A 20540-nucleotide genomic window follows, 5' to 3' on the forward strand; every position below is an offset into this window, starting at 1 on the left:
AATAAAAATAAACACATGAAAGTAAAATACTTTTTTATTTCCCTTCTCCTTGTATTGCAAGGTTGCGGACAGAAAAAAGAACAAAGCGGGAAACCGGAAAAACGAAGCCAGGAAGAACTTCGGGGGAGTATCACTCCGGAACGAAGCTGGTGGGATGTACAGCGGTATGACATCGCCATAAACCCCGATTTTGACACCAAAAGCCTGGTAGGGAGTAACAGAATAACCTATAAAGTAGTAGAAAAGGACCATTCGGAGTATATGCAAATCGATTTGCAGTCTCCGCTGCAAATAGACAGTGTTATATACAATGACGATAAAAACCTGTCCTTTACGAATGACGGAAACGTATGGTATATAAAAACCGGGAAACAACCGGAAAACCAGGAAAACTCCATAACCGTGTTCTATCACGGTAACCCCAGAGAAGCCGTCCGCGCCCCTTGGGACGGAGGGTGGACCTTTACCCGGGATTCCCTGAACCGTCCGTGGATGACGGTAACTTGTCAAGGACTGGGAGCTTCCGTCTGGTACCCCAACAAAGACCATCAGAGCGATGAGCCGGACAAAGGGGCATCACTAACCATGACCGTTCCGGAAGATTTGACCGCCGTAGCCAACGGAAGGTTGATCCAAAAAACATCCGACAAAGGAAAAATGACCTATTCCTGGGAAGTAAAGAACCCGATAAACAACTACAACATCATCCCCTACATAGGACATTATGTGAATTTCGGTGAAACCTATGAAGGGAAAAAGGGTAGTCTGGATATCGATTACTGGGTACTCGATTATAACCTCGAAAAAGCCAAAGCATACATGCCTGCAGAAGTACACAATATGTTACAAAGTTTCGAATACTGGTTCGGGCCGTACCCGTTTTACGAAGACGGTTACAAACTGGTAGAAACAGAACATACCGGTATGGAACACCAGTCGGCCATAGCATATGGAAATCATTATAAACTCGGCTACCGCGGACGGGATGGTTCGGGCACCGGCCTGGGAATGAAGTGGGATTTTATCATCATACACGAAAGCGGTCACGAATGGTTCGGCAATAACATTACCAGCAATGACCTGGCGGATATGTATATACATGAGAGTTTTACCAATTACAGCGAAACCCTGTTTGTGGAGTCCATGTTCGGAAAAGAAGCCGGTAACCAATACAATTTCGGTATTCGTAAGGGTATTCAGAACGATAAACCTATTATTCCAGAATACGGTATCAATGCCAAAGGAAGCGGGGACATGTATCCCAAAGGAGGGAATATGCTTCATACCGTAAGACACAGTATAGACAACGATTCGCTCTTTCGGGATATCCTTACCGGTTTGAACAGGACTTTCTATCATCAAACCGTAGACGGCACGGAAATACTCGGGTATATTTCGCAAAAGGCAGGCTACGATTACAGTAAAGTATTCGAGCAATACCTCACTACTACAGAGATACCGGAACTGGAATTGTATTACGATGCCGGTAAAAAAGAGATGTATTACAAGTGGGGCAATAGTATAAAAGGATTTAATTTACCCCTATCTTTACGGAACAAAAAAGCGGACATTCGCATTATCCCGTCCGGGGAATGGCAAAGCATACCTGTCAATGAAGATCAACGCTCTTTATTTCTCCCCGAAGCCGTAGAAAAAATGTATTACATCGGGATAAAACAAGCGGATGCTTTACCATAATCCATAAAAGCAATTTATTTTTATGTTTTCAACACAGACGTATCAATCCAGAAGACAACAATTAAAAGAAGAAGTTCAACAGGGTATTTTGCTGTTTCCGGGTAACGGGGAAAGCGGGATGAACTATAAAGATAACTGGTATCCTTTCCGGCAGGACAGTACCTTTTTGTACTACACCGGAATCAATAATATACCCGATATTTATTTTGCGATCGATATCGATGAAGACCGGGAAATACTTTTCGGGGACGATCCTACCCCGGAAGAAATGGTATGGACGGGCGCCGTAGACCCATTGGCAGATTTTGCGCAGAAATCGGGTATTGCTACAGTAAAACCTTTCAGGGAGCTCGCCGATTTTATCAGGGCACAAAAACAAAAAGGCAGAACAATTCACTTTTTACCGCCCTATCGTGCCGAAACTACCGTGCAATTCAGTGATTTGCTGTATATTACCGTAGGGGAAGTAGAAAAAAGCAAGTCGGATGCTTTTATAAAAGCGGTGGTAAAACAGCGTTCGGTAAAGTCCGGTGAGGAGATAGAAGAAATAAACAAGGCTGTAAACATTACGGCAAAAATGCATACCTACGCTATCCGGAATGCAGTACCGGGCAAAACCGAAAAGGAGATAGCCGGGGATTTACAGGCCATAGCCATCGGTGGCGGGGGAAATATTTCCTTCCCGATCATCCTGACCAAAAACGGGCAGTACCTTCACAATCACGCTACACAGGCTGTGATACGGGAAGGCGATCTTATTTTGTGTGATTGTGGCGCTGAGACCGCTATGAACTACGCGGGGGATATGACCCGGACTTTCCCTGCCGGAAAAACGTTTACCCCTTTACAAAAAGAAGTGTATAATATTGTCCTTAATGCTCATAATTCGGCTATAGAGACCCTGAAGCCAGGGGTGCGCTTCAAAGATGTGCACCTGCTGGCCTGTACCAGGTTAACCGAAGGACTTAAAGATATGGGACTGATGAAGGGCAGTACGGAAGAAGCCGTTGCCGCAGGTGCGCATACCCTGTTCTTTCAGTGCGGACTCGGTCACATGATGGGCATGGACGTACACGATATGGAGAACTTCGGTGAAGCCTATGTGGGGTATACGGACAACCTGAAAAAAAGTACGGAATTCGGACTCAAATCACTCCGGTTAGGAAAAGAACTGGAACCGGGCTATGTGCTTACCGTGGAGCCGGGAATCTATTTTAACCCGTTTTTGATCGATGCGTGGAGGGCACAGAAAAAATATACGGATTTCGTCAATTATGATGAGGTTGAAAAATTTAAGAACTTCGGAGGGATCCGTGTTGAAGAAGACTTCGTGATTACCGATTCCGGCAGTAAACTCCTCGGGGAGCCCCTGGCCAAAACTCCCGAAGCGATAGAAGAACTCAAGAATTCATAAAAGAATACCTTTTTGAAAGTGAATAAGATAAATATCCTGCTGCTGACCTTTTTGATATCGGGCACAGCATTGCTTAGTGCACAACAGACAGATTCCATACTTACCCTGAACCGTATCCATAATTCCCGGGAATTCCGGGCAGACAGGCAGCGACCCGTTTTTTGGGTTGAAGACGGAGATGCTTTTGTTAGTATAGAACGTAACAGTCAGGGAGAAGACCAGTTGGTGAAATACATCAGTAAAAATAACAGGAGCAGCATCTATCTTTCCGCAGAAGCCATTACCCCGGAAGGCACGGACAAAGCCCTGAAAATAGAAGATTTCACCTTGTCGCCGGATGAGACCAAAGTGCTGATCTTTACCAATTCCAGCAGGGTATGGCGTTCCAATACCAAGGGCGATTACTGGGTGTATGATTTCAATAACGGTAAGTTGAGCCGGGTAGGAAAGGATTTTCCTTCCTCTTCCCTGATGTTCGCCAAGTTTTCCAGGGATAACAGCTTTGTAGCATATGTACAGGACTTTAATATCTATAAAGAAGATTTTACCACCGGTAAGGTCACCCAACTTACCACTGATGGTAACGGTGACATCATTAACGGTACATTTGACTGGGTATACGAAGAAGAGTTCGGTATGCGTGACGGTTTTTCATGGAGCCCGGACGCATCAAAAATTGCTTTCTGGCAACTGGATGCTTCGGATATCGGTACTTTTTACATGATGAATAATACCGATTCCGTTTATGCAAAGCCCGTTCCGCTGCAATACCCCAAAGTGGGTTATGACCCGTCTGCAACCAAGGTAGGAGTGGTCAATGTAAATTCCCAAGAAATCACCTGGATCCCCGTTCCCGGCGATGCCATACAGCATTATCTGCCTGCCATGCAGTGGGTAAACGAAGATCTTTTGCTGATCCAGCAACTCAACAGGAAGCAAAACGAACTCCGTATTTATACCTATAAACCTTCCTCCGGGAAACTTGAGAGAATATACACCGAAACCGAAGATACCTGGGCAGACCTGAGGTATCCGGATATCTCCTCCAATCAATGGGGGAATAACGATTTTCTGCTGACCGATAACAATACGGCTTTATTGCGTATGACCGAAAAAGACGGGTGGAGACATATCTACAAAATAAGCCTGGAAGACGGCAGCAAAACATTGCTTACTCCGGGTGAATACGATGTTGCGGCATATTACGCCATCACAAATAAGGATATTTTCTTCAGTGCCTCTCCGGACGACCCCGCGCAGCGTTATCTTTACAGCGTACCGTTGAACGGAAAAGGAGATTTAAAACGCATAACTCCGAACGATTTCAGTGGGGTGAACACCTATAACATATCACCGAATGGCAAATATGCCATTCACAACCATACCGATGCCGAAAATCCCGTTACTACCAGGCTTATCCGTCTGCCGGGGCATAAGACTATCAGTGTACTGGTGGATAATGAAGAATTGAAGGGTAAACTGAAAACCCTGCAACTCCCGTCCGTAGAGTTCTTCCGGGTAACTACTTCCGAAGGTGTTGAGGTGGAAGGCCGGATAACCAAACCTTCCGGATTTGACCCTTCCAAAAAATATCCTGTGATATTTCATGTATACGGGGAACCCTGGGGGCAAATGGCTATCGATAGCTGGATAGGCCTTTATGATATTTTCCTGGCGCAGAAGGGATTTGTAATTATCAATATGGATAACCGGGGAACGCCTTCGCTAAAAGGAAGTGCATGGCGGAAGAGTATTTACAGGAAAGTGGGAGTGATAAATACCGACGACCAGGCATTGGCCGCAAAAGAAGTGCTGAAATGGGATTTCATAGACGACGAAAAAGTCTCCGTATGGGGATGGAGCGGAGGAGGTTCCATGACCCTCAACCTGATGTTCCGCTACCCGGAAATATACAAAACAGGAATAGCCGTAGCCGCTGTGGCCAACCAGCTTTTTTATGATAACGTCTACCAGGAGCGCTATATGGGGCTTCCGCAGGAAAACCCGGAAGATTTTGTCGAAGGTTCTCCTGTTACCCACGCCGGGAAGCTGGAAGGAAACCTGCTGATTATTCACGGAACAGGAGACGATAACGTACATTACCAGAATATGGAATACCTGGTCAATGAGCTCATCCGTAAGAACAAGCAATTCCGGATGATGGCTTATCCCAATCGCTCGCATGGTATCTATGAGGGGGCAAACACACAACGTCACCTGTATACTCTCATCACTGATTATCTGCTGGAAAATAACGGGATGTAAAAAGGGCAGGGTAAACGCATTAAAAAAACTATAATAGCAACGTTTTAAAATTCCATGTTGCAAGTTGCAGGTTTTCATAAACCTATAACCAGCCTTTCGGTCTTGGTTCCTGCCCGTCCGGCGGGTATCCTGAGCCTACCGAAGGGCTCAGGGACCGGGAAAATCCGGTGGCTTCGATACATCCCGGCGGAGCCGGGACACTCAGCCACCTCGCTTTGTTCTTTCTGGAATGCAATGAAACCTGGAACCTGGAACTTGTAACAAAAATAACTCCTCAACTCCAAACTATAACACGGTTACCGCTTATCAATTATCTCTCCTGTATAATGCGTTTGCCCTGTGTAAAAGGAGTCCGGACTGGGAAAACTGACAAAAAAAGTCTATATTAACTGACTTAAAAGAGTGAAATGCAATTTCCCTGGCATCTTTATATAATGGCTGCGTTGTACATCCTGGCAGGAATAAATCATTTTGTCCGGCCGAAAATGTATATGAGAATTATGCCGCCTTATATTCCTGTGCACCGTACTATGGTTAATCTTAGTGGCGTGGCGGAAATACTGCTTGGTCTGGGGCTGTGTTTTCCGGAGACCAAAGATTATGCGGTTTACGGTATCATTGTCATGCTTGTAATTTTTTTTACGGTACATTTTCATATGCTTTCTTCCCCGAAAGCAGGCGCAGGTTTGCCACGATGGCTTTTGGTATGGAGAATTCCATTGCAATTCGTATTGATATGGTGGGCCTGGACCTATTTGAAAATTTAAGTAAAGAAAGAGAGTAGAGAAAACAGCATTAATCATAGCAACAAAAAACAGGAAAGTATGAAGTCCCCATTTGTCTTACTGGTATTAGCCCTGGCTGTGAACCATAGTATCGCCCAGGAAACAACGTATAAAACCACCGGTAGTATGGAGCGAATAGACCCGGCATTGGATGCGATTATGAATACCACGGCCAAAGCCGAAATTATTGCCGAAGGTTTTGTCTGGAGCGAAGGGCCTTTATGGGTAGAAAGCGAACAGATGTTGTTATTCTCGGATGTGCCGGAGAATACGGTTTACAAATGGACGGAAGAAGGCGGTACCGAAATTTATTTACGGCCAAGCGGTTATACCGGAACAGAACCAAGTCAGAGTAAAGAACCGGGCAGCAACGGGTTGTTGCTGGATACCAAAGGTAATCTCGTTCTTTGTCAGCACGGCAACCGCCGGATGGCAAGAATGGAAGCGCCGTTAAGTAAACCGGAACCGGTGTTCCACAATCTGGCGGATAACTATGAGGGTAAACGTTTTAACAGTCCCAACGATGCCGTATACAGCAGTAACGGTGACCTGTTCTTTACGGACCCTCCCTACGGACTCCCGATGCAAAATGACGAGGACCCGACAAAAGAGATCAACTTTAATGGCGTCTATAAAGTGAAGCGGAACGGCGAAGTGGTATTATTGACCGATAGCATCACAAGGCCGAATGGCATCGCGTTATTCCCGGGAGAAACAAAACTGCTTGTAGCCTGTTCCGATCGAAGCGCGGCCGATTGGTACCTGCTGGATGTCAACGATACCGAAAAAGAGCCGGTCATATTTTACAGTGCAACCGATCAGCGCAAAGGACTAAAAGGCTCGCCGGACGGATTAAAGATCGATAAAAAGGGAAATGTCTATGCCACTGGACCGGGAGGAATATGGATATTTAATAAGGATGGAAAAGTCCTGGGTAAAATAAGACTGGACGAATCGGCATCCAATGTGGCCCTTTCGGGAGATGAAAAGACGTTGTATGTCACTAATGATATGTATGTGTTGAGGATAAGGTTGAGGTAGGGGTGGTCTGTGAATTTTTGTGTAGTCCGCAACGTTTGGGATTGATCCAATAAAAAAGAGCTCCTGAATTTCCGGAACTTTTGTAAAGTCCGGGATATAAAATATCCCGGACGAAATATACTAAAATATAATATACTGGCTGCCGTAGGTAACGGTCATATTACTGCTTAACTTCACTGGCCTGATAAATATCTTCTTCCGCTTTATATATTCTGAATTGTACATCGTATTCTTCCGGAACATAGATGACAACAGGTAATTTTCCATTGTATCTCACCATTTCGGGCTGGGCTGAGATAAATTGATTAACTGTTTTGTCATCAATGCATGCCATTTGTGTTGATACGACATTTCCGTTGGTCTTGAAAACATAGTAATTATACCCCCAACCTTGCAAGTCCTTTTTTTCTAAGGTACCCTGAAGACCGTGTTTGTTACACGCATCCGTCTCCATCCACTTTCCGACGGTAAATTCTATTTTCTTTTTGGAATCCTTATCGGAATAAGGAACTTCAATCACCATTTGCTTAAACCCTTTTTCAGGTTCGGGATAAATGGATAAATCGGTTTTTGTTATGGATGATTGGCCCATAGCTATGGAGCTCATGCACAAAAGTGCGACTAAAAATAAACCGGTTTGTTTAAATATTATTGCTTTCATGATAACTGAGTTTTTGCAGACCGTACCAAAACCTATACCAAAATAGAAGATTCCTTCGTTTGTTTTTCGGAAATTGTTCCTGATTCTATACTGGGAAAAATAATTACTCTGTATGAAAAGTAGTTATTTTATAGGGAATATTCAGGAAAAAGTTCAAACGAGTTCGATATTAAAAAACGATACTACAGTCCGAATAATTTAATAACTATCCATAAAATTGGTAAATTTCAAACAAATGATATCGCAATAATTTAAGTTATATGAAAAAACAGCACAATAACCCATTCATTCTTGCTCTTAAAGCCCGAAATCTCACAGTAGAAATCCATCATCATTCTGCATATCAAATCGTTCTGTCCAATGATACACCCTTTAATTCGACCATCAGTGGGACGTTATACGAACGCATTCACGGTTTTCTGATAAAACCTCATATGCCGCATTTTTGCGTTGCGGAAAAAGGAACATTGAATGTTTTAAATATAGAACCCTACTCAAATATTGGTTTAGAATTAGCTGGACGCTTTAAAGAAAGTGAAGAATATATTGTTTTTGAAACACCAGTAGAAACAAATTCGTTCTTTCAGACACCAAAAGACAGTTTGGATGTTACGAAAGTAGTTGATGCTTTGCTCTCTAAATTACCTTCTAATAACTATGACGAAAGAGTTACTAAAATAGTGGAATACATTAAGGCTAATTACTTTCAATCCGATATCACGCCACAAACATTTACCGATATAGTTTTTCTTTCTCCCTCCCGTTTAGCGTCACTCTTTAAACAACAAACTGGAAGTAGTCTTTCCAAATATTTACTGTGGACACGGTTACGCCAGGCCATCTATCTCGCACTTTCCGACAAAGACAGAAGCCTTACCGATATTGCCTACGATACCGGCTTTTACGATCTCCCCCAATTTAATAAGTATATGTACGAAATGTTTGGAATGCCTCCTAAGGCCTTAAAACATAATAGTGATTTGATTCAGATTTATTAACCTGGCTATTTTAAGTTAACTCCCATTTTATTGAAGGTACCTGCATTTTTTGTTGGTACCTTTTTCTTTTTAGCTCATCCGCATTAAGCTTAATCCTAACACAACAGTGATTTGATACAAGTTTGAAGATGAACTTGTTCGCAACTTTGTGATATCAATTTAACCATTTAAAAATTATATCATGAAAGCAATAGTGTATAAAAAATTCGGAACTACAGATGTTCTGCAAACTGTAGAACAATCCAGGCCTACTACTAAAACAGATCAGGTACTGGTCAAAGTAAAAGCATTTTCCATCAATCCAATGGATTGGAAAATCAGGAAAGGAGAAATGACATTAATGTCCGGTTCAAAATTCCCAAAGCACACAGGTACTGATTTCGCCGGTATCGTTGAAGAAATTGGATCCTCTGTCATTGGCATTAAAAAAGGCGATGAAGTTTTTGGGGTGGTCAAAAACATGATGAAAGAAGGTGCTTCAGCTGAATATGTCGCCGTGACATCTTCATTGGTCTGGAAAAAACCTTCCAATATCAATTTTCCCCAAGCTGCCTCTATTCCAGTAGTTGGTACCGCAGCCCTTACAGCATTAAAAAAGATGGGAAATATTAAAGCACGGACTCAAATTTTAGTGAATGGCGCTACAGGAGGTTTTGGGATGTTTCTACTTCAATTATTAAGGGAAAAAGGAGCAGACGTAACGGCTGTTACAAGCGCGAAAGGCATAGAATCAGCCAAAAAATGGGGTGCGAATTATGTGATTGATTACACTAAAGAAAATGTACTGTCGCAAAAAAACCGCTACGATATTGTCATTGATTTATCAGGCAAAATGAGTTACAAAACCGCCAAAAAAATAATGAAGTCCAAAGCTATTTTTCTAAACCCGACACCCAAACCAATTGAAATCCCAACTTCGCTTTTCAAAAACATATTTACCTCAAAAAAACACATTGTCATACTTTCAAGTCCATCTACAAAGCAAACAGATGTTTTGGTAAGATCAGTAAAAAAAGGATTACAAATTGAAGTCAATAAAGTATTTCCATTTGCTCAATACAAAGAAGCCTATCAATTCGCTGAAAAAGGGGGATACATAGGAAAAGTTGCCGTAGAAATAAACTAGCAATCCTAATAATCAGAAGAATGATAACGAAAATAGACAACACCATAAAATATGGTAAACAACATGGTGGCTTTGGAATCCATATTTTATATCCGGGTCTTATAAAACCTGAACTAAAGGATACGGGTTTTTTTACCATTGGAAGAATTGATCAAGCACGGGTAATACCCGGCACACTCATACCGATGCATCCGCATAAAGATGATGAAATACTCACGTATTTACGCAGTGGAAAAGTAAAGCACAAGGACTCCGAAGGACATGCTGATATAATTTCAAATAAAAAATTGATGATGATGAATGCAGGTTCAAGATTTTATCACGAAGAGAAAGTTTTGGAAGAAGGAGAAGTATTGGAAGGCTTGCAAATTTTTATCAGACCGGAAAGTGAAAATTTAAACCCACAAGTACAATTTTATCAATTATCCGAAATCTACAGTATCAATCAATGGCGAAAAATAGCTGGTAAAGGCAATGATTATCCACTGCAAATAAGAAGCAACACTTGGCTTATGGATATGCAGTTACAAAAAGGTGAAGAAATGTTTTTGCCCGAACTATCTATGGAGAATACATCATTTCTATTGTATGTCTTTAATGGAGAAATACAAGTCAATGGTACTATGCTGCTCGACACCGGTGAAAGTGTTTTGATAGAAAATGAAAATCCAACTTTTACTGCTATTGAAACAGCTGACCTTGTACTATTTATTACCCAAACGGATGCAAAACATTTTGATGGGGGCATGTACAGCGGTAATCTCCACTAATAAGCCGACTCCAAACAACATTAGAACAGTGATTTGATACAAGTTTATCGCTCGCAATCCCCGCACCTTTGTATAGTAATCAGACAACAAACACCAAAAACATTATAATATGAAAACCAATAGAGAAACCGAAAATCCCAAAAAAAATCCGGAAATAACCATGGTAATGACCGTCAATTCTGATATTGATAAAGCTTTCCATTATATCGCTCCGATCAACTTAATGCACATCTTTCGCGGAAATGCCATGATTCCTGCCATCGTTGATACCAGTGTAAAACAGGGATGGAATAAGGCAGGGTTACGAAGAACGGTTTATTTTGCAGATGGGTCGACCTCCCAGGAAACCCTTCTGACAGTCAATGCGCCAACTTCATTTTCGTATAAGAACGAGCAATTTACTTCGAAAGTCCTTTCGGCACTTCTTAAAAGGCTGGAAGGTGAATGGTTGTTCACGGATTTAAGAAATAACAAAACTAAAATTGAATGGACGTACCGCACCATCCCAACAAATTTTCTAGCAAGGATTATGGTCAAGCTGGTGCTCATGAAAGCGCTGAAATCCATGCTTAAAAATGCCTTGGATATCATAAAAAATGACCTGGAGACCGGGAAGCTAGAAAATAGAACTACTTGGGGTGCATAATGAGTATAACAGTGATTTGATACAAGTTTCACATTTTTAATCACGCAATCTTTGCATAGTAATAATCGATAAAAATTTAATAATCATGAAAAAGAAAATAGTAATCCTTGGGGCAACAGGAACGGTGGGAAGTAAAATTGTGAAAATCCTTTTGGAGGAAGGAAAAAATCAGATCAAAGTAATGGCAAGACATACAGATAAGTTACAACAATTTAAAAGGTTGGGCGCTGAAGTCATTTCAGGTGATGTCAATGATGTCAGCACACTTATTGATGCATTCAAAAATGCTGACAGTGCCTTTATCATTTTACCGGATAATGTAAAAGCAGAGCACACCAGGGGATACCAAAGACAGGTTACCAGCAACTATATAGAAGCTATTGAAAAATCAGGCATTAAATATATTGTAAACATGAGCAGCCTTGGTTCTCATATGCACGAGGGTAATGGCATCATGGGCGGTACTGGCGAGCAGGAAGTAAGATTAAATCAATTGAAAGGTGTAAATGTATTGCACATTCGTTCTGCCTACTTCATGGAGAATTTTTTAAGAACAATTGGTTTGGTTAAATCTAAAGGTATCAATGGTACTGCTGCGGAGGGTGACCATGCCATACCAATGGTTGCTACGCAGGATGTAGCGAAAGTTGCAGCGGCACATCTGTCAAATCTTGACTTTACGGGTAAAAGCGTTCATGCCGTAATGGGGCCAAGAGATTATACATACAGAGAGTTTACCAATATCATTGGCAAAGCCATCGGAAATCCTGAGTTACCTTATGTGCAAATCCCCATAGACCAGGCAAAGCAGGTATTCTTAGGTAACGGTTTTTCAGGAGATTTTGTAGATAACCTGTTAGGTATGGCGGTTGCTATCAAATCAGGAATGATGAATTATCAAAAAAGGGATAAATCCGCTACAACCCCTACTACGGCAGAAGAATTTGTAAATGAAATTTACCTGCCTATTTACAATAGTTAATGCTAATAGTGATTTGATACAAGTTTCAAAAAAGTATTCAGCTCAACTTTGTATCATAAATAATAACACTTTAAAAATAAATAAAATGAAATTATTAGAAAAAACACAATTAGGAAATTTAACATTAAAGAATAAAATGGCCATGTCTGCTATGACCCGGAGCCGTGCAGATTATAACGGAATAGTTGGCGACTTAACAGTTCAATACTATACGCAAAGAGTTAGTGCAGGTCTGATATTTACCGAAGCCATCAGGATAAGTGAAGAAGCAACCGGTAGCCCGCTAACTCCGGGTATTTACACCAATGAGCAAATAGAAGCTTGGAAAAAAGTGACAAAATCAGTTCATGATAAAGGTGGTATCATCATCGCGCAACTTTGGCATACGGGACGTGCGGGGCATTCAATTGATAGAAATGGGAAACTACCCCTTGCTCCATCAGCTTTACCTATTAAAGGAATGCAACATTTCACCTCTCAAGGGATGAAAGAATATGAAACACCACAAGAAATTACTATAGCCGAAATAAAGCAAACAGTAAAGGATTATGGACAAGCAGCCAAAAATGCCATAGAAGCAGGTTTTGATGGTGTAGAATTGCATGCTGCTAATGGATATTTACCAAATCAGTTTTTAGCAGAAAGTGCCAATCAAAGAACTGACCAGTATGGTGGAAGCATTCCAGATAAAGCTCGTTTTGTATTAGAAGTAATGGAGGAATTGATAAATGCAGTGGGAGGTGATAAAGTGGGAATTAAAATTTCTGCATACCATCCCTATGGGGATATATTTTATGATGACCCGGTTGCAACATACACCTATTTAATTGATGAACTCAATAAATTGGATTTTGCTTTTGTGGAACTAATGAGACAAAATCCATATTTCCCACCACCAGCCCACTATCCAAAAGGTGATGAGGTAGAATTGTATGGTAAAAGAATTAAACAAACTTTAATGGCCAATACTGGCTACGACAAAGCATCTGCAGAAGCAGAGTTAGAAAAAGGCATTGCAAAGATGATTTCTTTTGGGAATCTATTTTTAGCGAATCCAGATTTACCAAAACGATTTGAACTAGATGCTGAATTAAATCAACCAGACAAGGCTACCATGTTTGGAGGTGCTGAAGAAGGTTATATCGACTATCCATTTTTGAACGAAAGAAAAAATAAATGAAAAAAATATTCAGAATTGCAGTTATGTTCTTCCTTTATAGATTGACCACTATTTTTGCATAAACACAACAATTGGGCATGATCCAAGAAGACTGTATCATTAAAAATTGAAAAAAAACTGCCTTTTTAGACAGCCTCCTTTGAATTCTCTGTATATGTGGGTCATACTGGACTCGAACCAGCGACTTCCACCCTGTCAAGGTGACACTCTAAACCAACTGAGTTAATGACCCAAAAAAAGCCAAACACTTTCGTATTTGGCTTGTTGTAGCGGGAACTGGACTCGAACCAGTGACCTTCGGGTTATGAGCCCGACGAGCTACCTACTGCTCTATCCCGCGATGTTTGCGGTGGCAAAGATACGATGTTTTTATGATCTGCCAAATAAATATAAGGTATTTTCTGGATGTTATTTTGATGTAGACATGGAAGTGTTGAAAACCAAGTGGTTAAAAGAGTAGAAAAATGAAATTAACCGGAAACTTTTCTCCGGGGGCTACGGAATTGGTTTTTTCAATAAAAATCACCTATTTTGTGCTGAGCTACTGCCTGTACGGACATTAGTGTTACGCCCATCGCTGAAGGGGCCGGTTTATTGGTCCTCGTGGAGGGGCTAAAACCTGCTCCCGATAGTCCCGATAATTATCGGGATCGGGGATTATTACAGCACTTTAATAGTGTAAAATTATAGTTTGGTTATTGAGTTTATATATGTCGCCTTACTAGCTGAATAACTCAATAACCAATAACTATAGAGCAATTTCCCCGCCGGATGGGCAGGATTATTTATTAAGACCTATGCACCTTTCGGTGCAGGGTGATTTAGTATTGAGCTTTTATATTTTATCTACCTCTATGGACAACTATGGCTTCCTCTCCGTTTTACCTCCGGTATTGGCAATTATCCTTGCGCTGAGAACAAAACAGGTTTACCTGGCCTTGCTTTTCGGTATCTGGTTTTCGTGGCTGATCATGAATGACTGGAATGTGCTGGACGGAACACTGGCAACCATAGAAGGTCTCGTGGATGTATTCAAATCCCCCGGAAACACCAGGACCATCATGTTCAGTGCCCTCGTCGGGGCATTATTGTTGTTTATCCAATATTCACGTGGAGTGGAAGGATTTATTCTTCAGCTGAACAAACTCATTGTCTATTTTGAAAAAAAGCAAAAAGGGTACAGTAGGGTTATAGTACAGTTACTGGCCATGCTCACCGGGCTTTTACTTTTTGTAGAGACCAATATCAGCTCATTGACCGTGGGTACGTTGTACCGCCCGGTTTTTGACGAACTTAAAATCCCGAGAGAAAAATTGGCCTATATTGCAGATTCCACCTCGGCGCCATCATCCATTCTCATTCCGTTTAACGCCTGGGGCGCGTTTGTTATGGGACTTTTGGTGACCCAGGGGATTGAAGCCCCGTTCTCACTGATGCTCTCTACCGTTGCCTATAACTTTTACCCTCTCCTTGCCATAGTTATTGTGCTGATTGTAGTTCTTACCAAAAAAGACATAGGTCCTATGGCAAAGGCGGAACAAAGGACCAGGGAAACGGGGAAGCTGATGAACGACAATGCCAAGCCCATGCTTTCGGACGAAGTAACCTCGTTCGAAACCAAAGAAGGGGTCAGGCCCCAGGCTTTTAATATGATCGTCCCCCTTGCAGTTATGGTCGTCATGATGCCGGTGAACCTGGCATATACCGGTTGGGGGAACGTGGAAGGCGCTGATTCGTTTTCAGAACATCTTTTCCGGTCTATCGGGCAGGGGTCCGGTTCTTCCGCCGTATTGTATGCTGTTCTCGCTTCCATCTTAACGGCGATGGTCATGTACAGGGCACAGGGTATTATGAAGACAAAAGAAATGATCGATATTACCTTAAAGGGGATTAGTGAACTCATGCCATTGGCACTGCTGATGCTGTTTGCTTTTGCAATCGGAAATGCCTGTAACGAATTGGGAACCGGACAGTTTGTAGCCGATTTTTCCAGGAATTGGCTCTCCCCGGAATTCCTGCCGGCCATTGTTTTCCTCATAAGTGCATTTATCGCTTTTTCTACCGGCACCTCGTGGGGTACCTTTGCCATTATGATGGCCATTGCCGTGCCTATGGCCGAAATCCATCAGTCCGAATTAACGCTGGTGGTAGCCGCAACCCTGGGCGGAGGAGTTTTCGGAGATCACTGTTCGCCTATTTCCGATACCTCTATCATATCGTCTATGGCATCCGGGAGTGATCATATAGACCACGTAAACACCCAGTTACCGTACGCCCTTATCGGAGGAGTATTAACCACACTGCTCTACCTGGTATTTGGTATTCTCTCTGTTTAAAGATTTCATTCCGTATTATTTTATTACAAAAAACACGAGAAAAAAGCAACAATAGGTATTCACATTCTGTTAAAATTTTGTTTGTTATATAAAATTGTTATCGAACACATTTGTTTTTTAATAAAAAATTTATTTCTTCGTAAAGAAATTGAATTCATTTTCACTTCCATCAAAAAAAGTTTAAATGAGTTCGTTAATCCGGAATTATATTAACAAACTATAATACTGACTGAAATGAGTTCAAGAAGGGATTTTATCAAAAAAACTGCTATAGCGGGAGCCGGGATTTCCGTAATGCCGAATATGTCTTTCGGAAACATATACGGTACGGCGGATAGTAAACTGAGGCTCGCGTTTATAGGAGTAGGGCTCAGGGGAACCAACCACCTGAATAACGCCCTGCAACGAAAAGACCTTGAAATAACCGCTATTTGCGATGTAGATCCCGAAAGGATCAAAATCGCTTTGAAAAAAATAGAGGAGGCCGGTTTTACAAAACCGAAAGTATTCGGGGATTCCGATTATGATTACCGCAACCTTCTGGAATTAAAAGAGGTAGATGCCGTAGTCATCGCCACACCCTGGCTCTGGCACACCCGGATGGCAGTAGATACTATGAAAGCCGGTAAGTATACCGGGCTGGAAGTCTCTGCCGCAAATACCATAGAGGAGTGCTGGGACCTGGTAAATACCCATGAAGAAACAGGTTCGCACCTGATGATACTGGAGAACGTAAACTACCGGAGAGATGTCCTGGCCGTGCTCAATATGGTAAAACAAAATGTTTTCGGCGAACTGGTACATTTCCGTTGCGGCTATCAGCACGACCTGCGTGAGGTGAAATTCAACAACGGAAAACAACCTTACGGAGGCGGTGTGGAATTCGGGGACAATGCTATTTCCGAAGCCAAATGGCGAACCTGGCATTCCGTGTTGCGCAACGGTGATACCTATCCCACACACGGCGCGGGCCCTATAGCAGCAATGTGCGATATAAACAGGGGAAACCGTTTTATGTCCCTGACTTCAAATGCTACCAAAGCAATCGGACTTCACAATTATGTGGTAAAGCACGGGGGGAAGGATCATCCCAACGCTAAGGTAAAATTCAAACAGGGAGATGTTATTACCACCACTATTGAAACCACCAATGGAGAAACCATAATCGTTACGCACGATTGTAACCTCCCGCGACCTTATTCCCTCGGATTCCGGGTACAGGGGGCAAACGGACTGTGGGAAAATGACGGGGACCGCATGTATATTGAAGGTAAATCCGAACCGCACCGTTGGGATGCCGACAAGGAATGGCTTAAAAAGTACGACCACCCGCTTTGGCAGAAATATGGCGAACATGCCACCGGGGCGGGCCACGGAGGGATGGACTTCTTCGTTCTCAATGCCTTCGTCGAATCGGCCAAACAAAATATAGCGCCGCCTATGGACGCTTATGATGCCGCGGCATGGAGTGCTATCACCCCACTTTCCGAAGCATCCATTGAAAACAACGGGGAACCACAGGATTTTCCGGACTTTACCAGGGGGCTTTGGGTAAGGCGGCAGCCTTATAACTGGATAAAGGATACATATTGATCTTATAACAGCTTTTAACCGGGAAATATCATGGTTAAAAGTTGTTCATTTTTTTAAACTACTAACTCAAACTCAAACTTTATGAAGAATGTATGGATCATTTTAGCTTTCTTCTTTTCCGCCTCTTTGTGTGTACGTGCACAGAGTGACCAGACGGTAAAAGGAGTAGTAACGGACGATGCAGGCGTCCCTATTATGGGGGCCAGTGTTGTCGTTGAAGGAACTTCCGTCGGAACTTCCACGAACATGGACGGCGAATACACCATTGCCGTACCCGACGGGGGAACTGCCCTCGAAGTGTCTTATATGGGAATGGTTACCCGGATCATAACCATTAACGGGCAAAGCACTGTTAACGTACAGTTGAAGGAAGATGTTTCCCAACTGGAAGAAGTAGTTGTCGTAGCTTATGGCACCCAGAAGAAGTCGGACGTGACGGCATCGGTGCAAAGTGTAAGTTCCAAAGAACTGACAGACATTACCTCGCCCGATGTGTCTACCATGTTACAGGGAAAAGCTTCCGGTGTACAGGTAATGCAGGGGTCCGGCCAGCCGGGATCACTTCCGGCAATTCGTATCCGGGGGATAGCCGCCATCAACGGGAACGTAAGCCCGCTTTGGGTCGTTGACGGGGTTATCATGCACGGTACTCCCAACCTCAACCCTAACGAGATAGAGTCCGTTTCGATACTGAAAGACGCTTCCGCAACTTCACTTTACGGTTCCAGGGGAGCCAACGGGGTGGTGGTAGTTACCACCAAACAAGGTTCGGCAGGTAAGAGTCAGCTTACCCTTTCCTCCAAAACCGGTTTTTCCTTTTTTAACCAGGGGAACTTCGAGGTCATGAACGGGAACCAGTTATACGATTACTTCGGTAAATTCACCAATCCGGGCAGTATACCCGACTGGTTTTCCGAAGATGTACAGCAAAACAATTACAACTGGATAGACAACAGCACCAAAACCGGTACGGTACAGGACCACACGCTGACCTTTACTTCCGGAACGGAGAAATCCAAAACATTTATCTCGCTCGGGTTTTACGACGAGACCGGTACGGTAAAGGATTACGAGTTCGACCGGCTGAGTTTTCGTCTGAATCACGATTATAAAGTGAATGACAGGCTCACCCTGAAACCCAAATTCGCAGTAAACTACAATACCCGCGAAAACAGGCAGCATTCCCTGTACCAAATGTATCTCAACCTTCCATGGGATTCTCCTTATAACGCCGATGGCAGCCTTATAAACCCGAGGAATTTTTCCGGTACCTGGTACGGAAGGGACCAGAGTAACTATCTCTATGACCTGCAGTGGAACTACAGTAAAGGAACCGAATTTAACCTGTATTCCAATTTTGATATCGAATTTGAAATACTGCCCAACCTGAAGTTTATATCTACCAACAGTTATACGCTTTACAGGAATGACAGTAAATCCTATACCGATCCGAAATCCACCTCCGGGCAGGCGGTCAACGGTGAACTGTACCAGTTCGATTCCAAAAGGATTACCAGGTTTACCAACCAGATGCTACGGTATTCCAACACATTCGGCGATCACAGTATCAACGCCCTCGCGGCTTATGAGTATAATGATTATGTGTATGAAAGTCTTTCGGCTACGGGGCGGGGACTGATCTCCGGAAATGAAGTGCTGGACAATACGGTAACGCCAGGGGCAGTAGGAGGGACAAAGAACGAATATGCCCTGCAATCTGTTCTTTTCAATGCCAATTACGGCTATGCGGACCGCTATCTTGCCCAGGTATCCCTTCGTAGGGACGGGGCATCCAACTTCGGGCTGGATAATCAATATGGAACGTTCTACTCTTTCAGCGCAGGCTGGAACATCCACAACGAGGATTTCTTCAACTCGAAAACAGTAGACCAGTTAAAGTTAAGGGCAAGTTACGGGGCACTGGGAAACCGGCCGGATAACCTGTATCCGCAATTCGAACTGTATTCCGTAGATAACCCTTATGACGGAAGGCCTGCCGCCGCGCTGAAGCAATTGCGCAATGACGACCTGGCCTGGGAAAAATCGTACCAGACCAACATCGGTATAGATACCAGGTTTTTCAATAAACTGAACCTTTCCGTAGAATACTACAACAAGAACACTTCCGATCTGCTCTATTTCGTAAAGCTGCCCGCATCTTCCGGGTATGACGGTTACTGGGAAAATATAGGAGGCGTTAAGAACATCGGGTATGAAGCTTCGGCCTCTTTTGATGCCTTTACGACCGATACGTTTTCCTGGAGTCTCGGTTTTAATATAGGTACCAACAAAAATGAGATTACGGAATTGTTCGAAAACCAGGATATTATAAATAACGACACCAAGATTTTCCGTAAAGGGGAAGATGTCAATACCTGGTATATGCGCAAGTGGCTCGGGGTCGATACCCAAACCGGCGATCCCCTTTGGGAAGTGGTAGATCCGCAGACCGGCGAAAAGTCACAGACTTCCGATTACAATACTGCGACCCGGCAGAAGGTAGGAACAGCTTCTCCTGATTTTTACGGAGGGTTCAACACCAGGCTTGGCTATAAAGGAATTTCACTATCCGCCAATTTTGTGTTCAGCAAAGGAGGGAAAATATACAACTCCAGCCGGGAACTGTACGATGCGGACGGGGCATACCCTACCTATAACCAGCAGGCCCTGGCCGATGGCTGGAGCAGGTGGGAAGAACCGGGGGATAATGCCACACACCCCAGATTGATATACGGGGGTAATAACCTGTCCAATAAGATCTCGTCCAGGTACCTGGAAGATGGCAGTTACCTGCGGTTGCGAAATATAAGGTTGGGCTATACCATCCCGGAAACCTGGTTGCGCTCCGTGGGTATTACCAATGCCGAGTTGTACCTGTCCGGCGACAATCTGCTGACATTTACCGATTTCTCCGGTATGGACCCCGAAGTAGGAGTAGATTCCAATAACCCCATACAGGGGGTGGGATATTACAGCATGCTATACCCGGTATCTCAAAGGTTAACGCTGGGAATCAACCTTTCATTTTAACTAAAACTAAAAGAC

At 43.1% G+C, this 20540-nt stretch carries 15 protein-coding genes and 2 tRNA genes; 14 read left to right on the plus strand and 3 right to left on the minus strand.

Going from position 1 to position 20540, the window contains the following annotated elements; all coding sequences use genetic code 11:
• Window positions 1-15 precede the first annotated feature (15 nt).
• The 5 genes from ACVBDU_RS22825 to ACVBDU_RS22845 all read left to right on the plus strand — a co-directional run bounded on the left by ACVBDU_RS22825 (window position 16) and on the right by ACVBDU_RS22845 (window position 7203).
• Window positions 16-1698 carry a M1 family metallopeptidase gene (locus ACVBDU_RS22825; RefSeq protein WP_447181982.1) on the plus strand — a complete coding sequence of 561 codons (1683 nt, stop codon included), beginning with the start codon at window positions 16-18 and terminating at the stop codon, window positions 1696-1698.
• A gap of 22 nt (window positions 1699-1720) precedes the next feature.
• Window positions 1721-3112, plus strand: a complete 1392-nt coding sequence (locus ACVBDU_RS22830; RefSeq protein ID WP_447181983.1) for an aminopeptidase P family protein — start codon at window positions 1721-1723, stop codon at window positions 3110-3112.
• Window positions 3113-3130: 18 nt separating this feature from the next.
• Window positions 3131-5377: a S9 family peptidase gene (locus tag ACVBDU_RS22835; protein ID WP_447182012.1), complete on the plus strand. Its 2247-nt coding sequence runs from the start codon at window positions 3131-3133 to the stop codon at window positions 5375-5377.
• A 407-nt stretch (window positions 5378-5784) separates the two neighbouring features.
• Window positions 5785-6144 carry a DoxX family protein gene (locus ACVBDU_RS22840; RefSeq protein ID WP_447181984.1) on the plus strand — a complete coding sequence of 120 codons (360 nt, stop codon included), beginning with the start codon at window positions 5785-5787 and terminating at the stop codon, window positions 6142-6144.
• A gap of 57 nt (window positions 6145-6201) precedes the next feature.
• A complete protein-coding gene (locus ACVBDU_RS22845; protein WP_447181985.1) occupies window positions 6202-7203 on the plus strand; it encodes an SMP-30/gluconolactonase/LRE family protein in 1002 nt (333 codons plus the stop codon).
• A gap of 160 nt (window positions 7204-7363) precedes the next feature.
• Here ACVBDU_RS22845 and ACVBDU_RS22850 read toward each other — a convergent pair whose 3' ends face one another.
• Window positions 7364-7864, minus strand: coding sequence for an ecotin (locus ACVBDU_RS22850; protein ID WP_447181986.1), 501 nt, complete (start codon window positions 7862-7864; stop codon window positions 7364-7366).
• 260 nt (window positions 7865-8124) lie between these two features.
• Here ACVBDU_RS22850 and ACVBDU_RS22855 point away from each other — a divergent pair, with 260 nt between their 5' ends.
• The 6 genes from ACVBDU_RS22855 (at window position 8125) to ACVBDU_RS22880 (ending at window position 13566) form a co-directional block, all read left to right on the plus strand.
• A complete protein-coding gene (locus ACVBDU_RS22855) occupies window positions 8125-8862 on the plus strand; it encodes a helix-turn-helix domain-containing protein (RefSeq protein ID WP_447181987.1) in 738 nt (245 codons plus the stop codon).
• 181 nt (window positions 8863-9043) lie between these two features.
• Window positions 9044-9988 carry an NADP-dependent oxidoreductase gene (locus tag ACVBDU_RS22860; protein ID WP_447181988.1) on the plus strand — a complete coding sequence of 315 codons (945 nt, stop codon included), beginning with the start codon at window positions 9044-9046 and terminating at the stop codon, window positions 9986-9988.
• A 20-nt stretch (window positions 9989-10008) separates the two neighbouring features.
• The gene (locus ACVBDU_RS22865; RefSeq protein WP_447181989.1) at window positions 10009-10758 is read left to right on the plus strand and encodes a pirin family protein; all 750 of its coding nucleotides are present in this window, start codon (window positions 10009-10011) and stop codon (window positions 10756-10758) included.
• A gap of 109 nt (window positions 10759-10867) precedes the next feature.
• Complete coding sequence (locus tag ACVBDU_RS22870) at window positions 10868-11404, plus strand: SRPBCC family protein (RefSeq protein ID WP_447181990.1); 537 nt, start codon at window positions 10868-10870, stop codon at window positions 11402-11404.
• A gap of 85 nt (window positions 11405-11489) precedes the next feature.
• The gene (locus ACVBDU_RS22875) at window positions 11490-12386 is read left to right on the plus strand and encodes an NmrA family NAD(P)-binding protein (protein WP_447181991.1); all 897 of its coding nucleotides are present in this window, start codon (window positions 11490-11492) and stop codon (window positions 12384-12386) included.
• Window positions 12387-12471: 85 nt separating this feature from the next.
• A complete protein-coding gene (locus ACVBDU_RS22880; RefSeq protein WP_447181992.1) occupies window positions 12472-13566 on the plus strand; it encodes an alkene reductase in 1095 nt (364 codons plus the stop codon).
• A gap of 157 nt (window positions 13567-13723) precedes the next feature.
• On the opposite strand, the gene ACVBDU_RS22885 is transcribed toward ACVBDU_RS22880, so the two are convergent.
• Window positions 13724-13798, minus strand: a tRNA-Val gene (locus tag ACVBDU_RS22885).
• 35 nt (window positions 13799-13833) lie between these two features.
• Window positions 13834-13906, minus strand: a tRNA-Met gene (locus tag ACVBDU_RS22890).
• Between the two features lie 514 nt (window positions 13907-14420).
• Between ACVBDU_RS22890 and ACVBDU_RS22895 the strand changes: the two genes are divergently transcribed.
• The 3 genes from ACVBDU_RS22895 to ACVBDU_RS22905 all read left to right on the plus strand — a co-directional run bounded on the left by ACVBDU_RS22895 (window position 14421) and on the right by ACVBDU_RS22905 (window position 20525).
• Window positions 14421-15902 (plus strand): Na+/H+ antiporter NhaC family protein, encoded by a 1482-nt coding sequence (locus tag ACVBDU_RS22895; protein WP_447181993.1) that lies wholly within the window; start codon window positions 14421-14423, stop codon window positions 15900-15902.
• A gap of 234 nt (window positions 15903-16136) precedes the next feature.
• Window positions 16137-17495 (plus strand): Gfo/Idh/MocA family protein, encoded by a 1359-nt coding sequence (locus ACVBDU_RS22900; RefSeq protein ID WP_447181994.1) that lies wholly within the window; start codon window positions 16137-16139, stop codon window positions 17493-17495.
• Between the two features lie 81 nt (window positions 17496-17576).
• Window positions 17577-20525: a SusC/RagA family TonB-linked outer membrane protein gene (locus tag ACVBDU_RS22905; RefSeq protein ID WP_447181995.1), complete on the plus strand. Its 2949-nt coding sequence runs from the start codon at window positions 17577-17579 to the stop codon at window positions 20523-20525.
• Window positions 20526-20540: the final 15 nt, after the last annotated feature.

The sequence above is a fragment of the Sinomicrobium endophyticum genome (assembly GCF_052983315.1).

Excerpts from the sequence above, each read along its gene's own strand:
- ACVBDU_RS22870 (WP_447181990.1), top strand. The coding sequence starts at position 10,868 with ATGAAAACCAATAGAGAAACCGAAAATCCCAAAAAAAATCCGGAAATA.
- ACVBDU_RS22825 (WP_447181982.1), top strand. The coding sequence starts at position 16 with ATGAAAGTAAAATACTTTTTTATTTCCCTTCTCCTTGTATTGCAAGGT.
- ACVBDU_RS22855 (WP_447181987.1), top strand. The coding sequence starts at position 8,125 with ATGAAAAAACAGCACAATAACCCATTCATTCTTGCTCTTAAAGCCCGA.
- ACVBDU_RS22905 (WP_447181995.1), top strand. The coding sequence starts at position 17,577 with ATGAAGAATGTATGGATCATTTTAGCTTTCTTCTTTTCCGCCTCTTTG.
- ACVBDU_RS22865 (WP_447181989.1), top strand. The coding sequence starts at position 10,009 with ATGATAACGAAAATAGACAACACCATAAAATATGGTAAACAACATGGT.
- ACVBDU_RS22880 (WP_447181992.1), top strand. The coding sequence starts at position 12,472 with ATGAAATTATTAGAAAAAACACAATTAGGAAATTTAACATTAAAGAAT.
- ACVBDU_RS22830 (WP_447181983.1), top strand. The coding sequence starts at position 1,721 with ATGTTTTCAACACAGACGTATCAATCCAGAAGACAACAATTAAAAGAA.
- ACVBDU_RS22860 (WP_447181988.1), top strand. The coding sequence starts at position 9,044 with ATGAAAGCAATAGTGTATAAAAAATTCGGAACTACAGATGTTCTGCAA.
- ACVBDU_RS22895 (WP_447181993.1), top strand. The coding sequence starts at position 14,421 with ATGGACAACTATGGCTTCCTCTCCGTTTTACCTCCGGTATTGGCAATT.
- ACVBDU_RS22900 (WP_447181994.1), top strand. The coding sequence starts at position 16,137 with ATGAGTTCAAGAAGGGATTTTATCAAAAAAACTGCTATAGCGGGAGCC.
- ACVBDU_RS22850 (WP_447181986.1), bottom strand. The coding sequence starts at position 7,864 with ATGAAAGCAATAATATTTAAACAAACCGGTTTATTTTTAGTCGCACTT.
- ACVBDU_RS22845 (WP_447181985.1), top strand. The coding sequence starts at position 6,202 with ATGAAGTCCCCATTTGTCTTACTGGTATTAGCCCTGGCTGTGAACCAT.
- ACVBDU_RS22875 (WP_447181991.1), top strand. The coding sequence starts at position 11,490 with ATGAAAAAGAAAATAGTAATCCTTGGGGCAACAGGAACGGTGGGAAGT.
- ACVBDU_RS22840 (WP_447181984.1), top strand. The coding sequence starts at position 5,785 with ATGCAATTTCCCTGGCATCTTTATATAATGGCTGCGTTGTACATCCTG.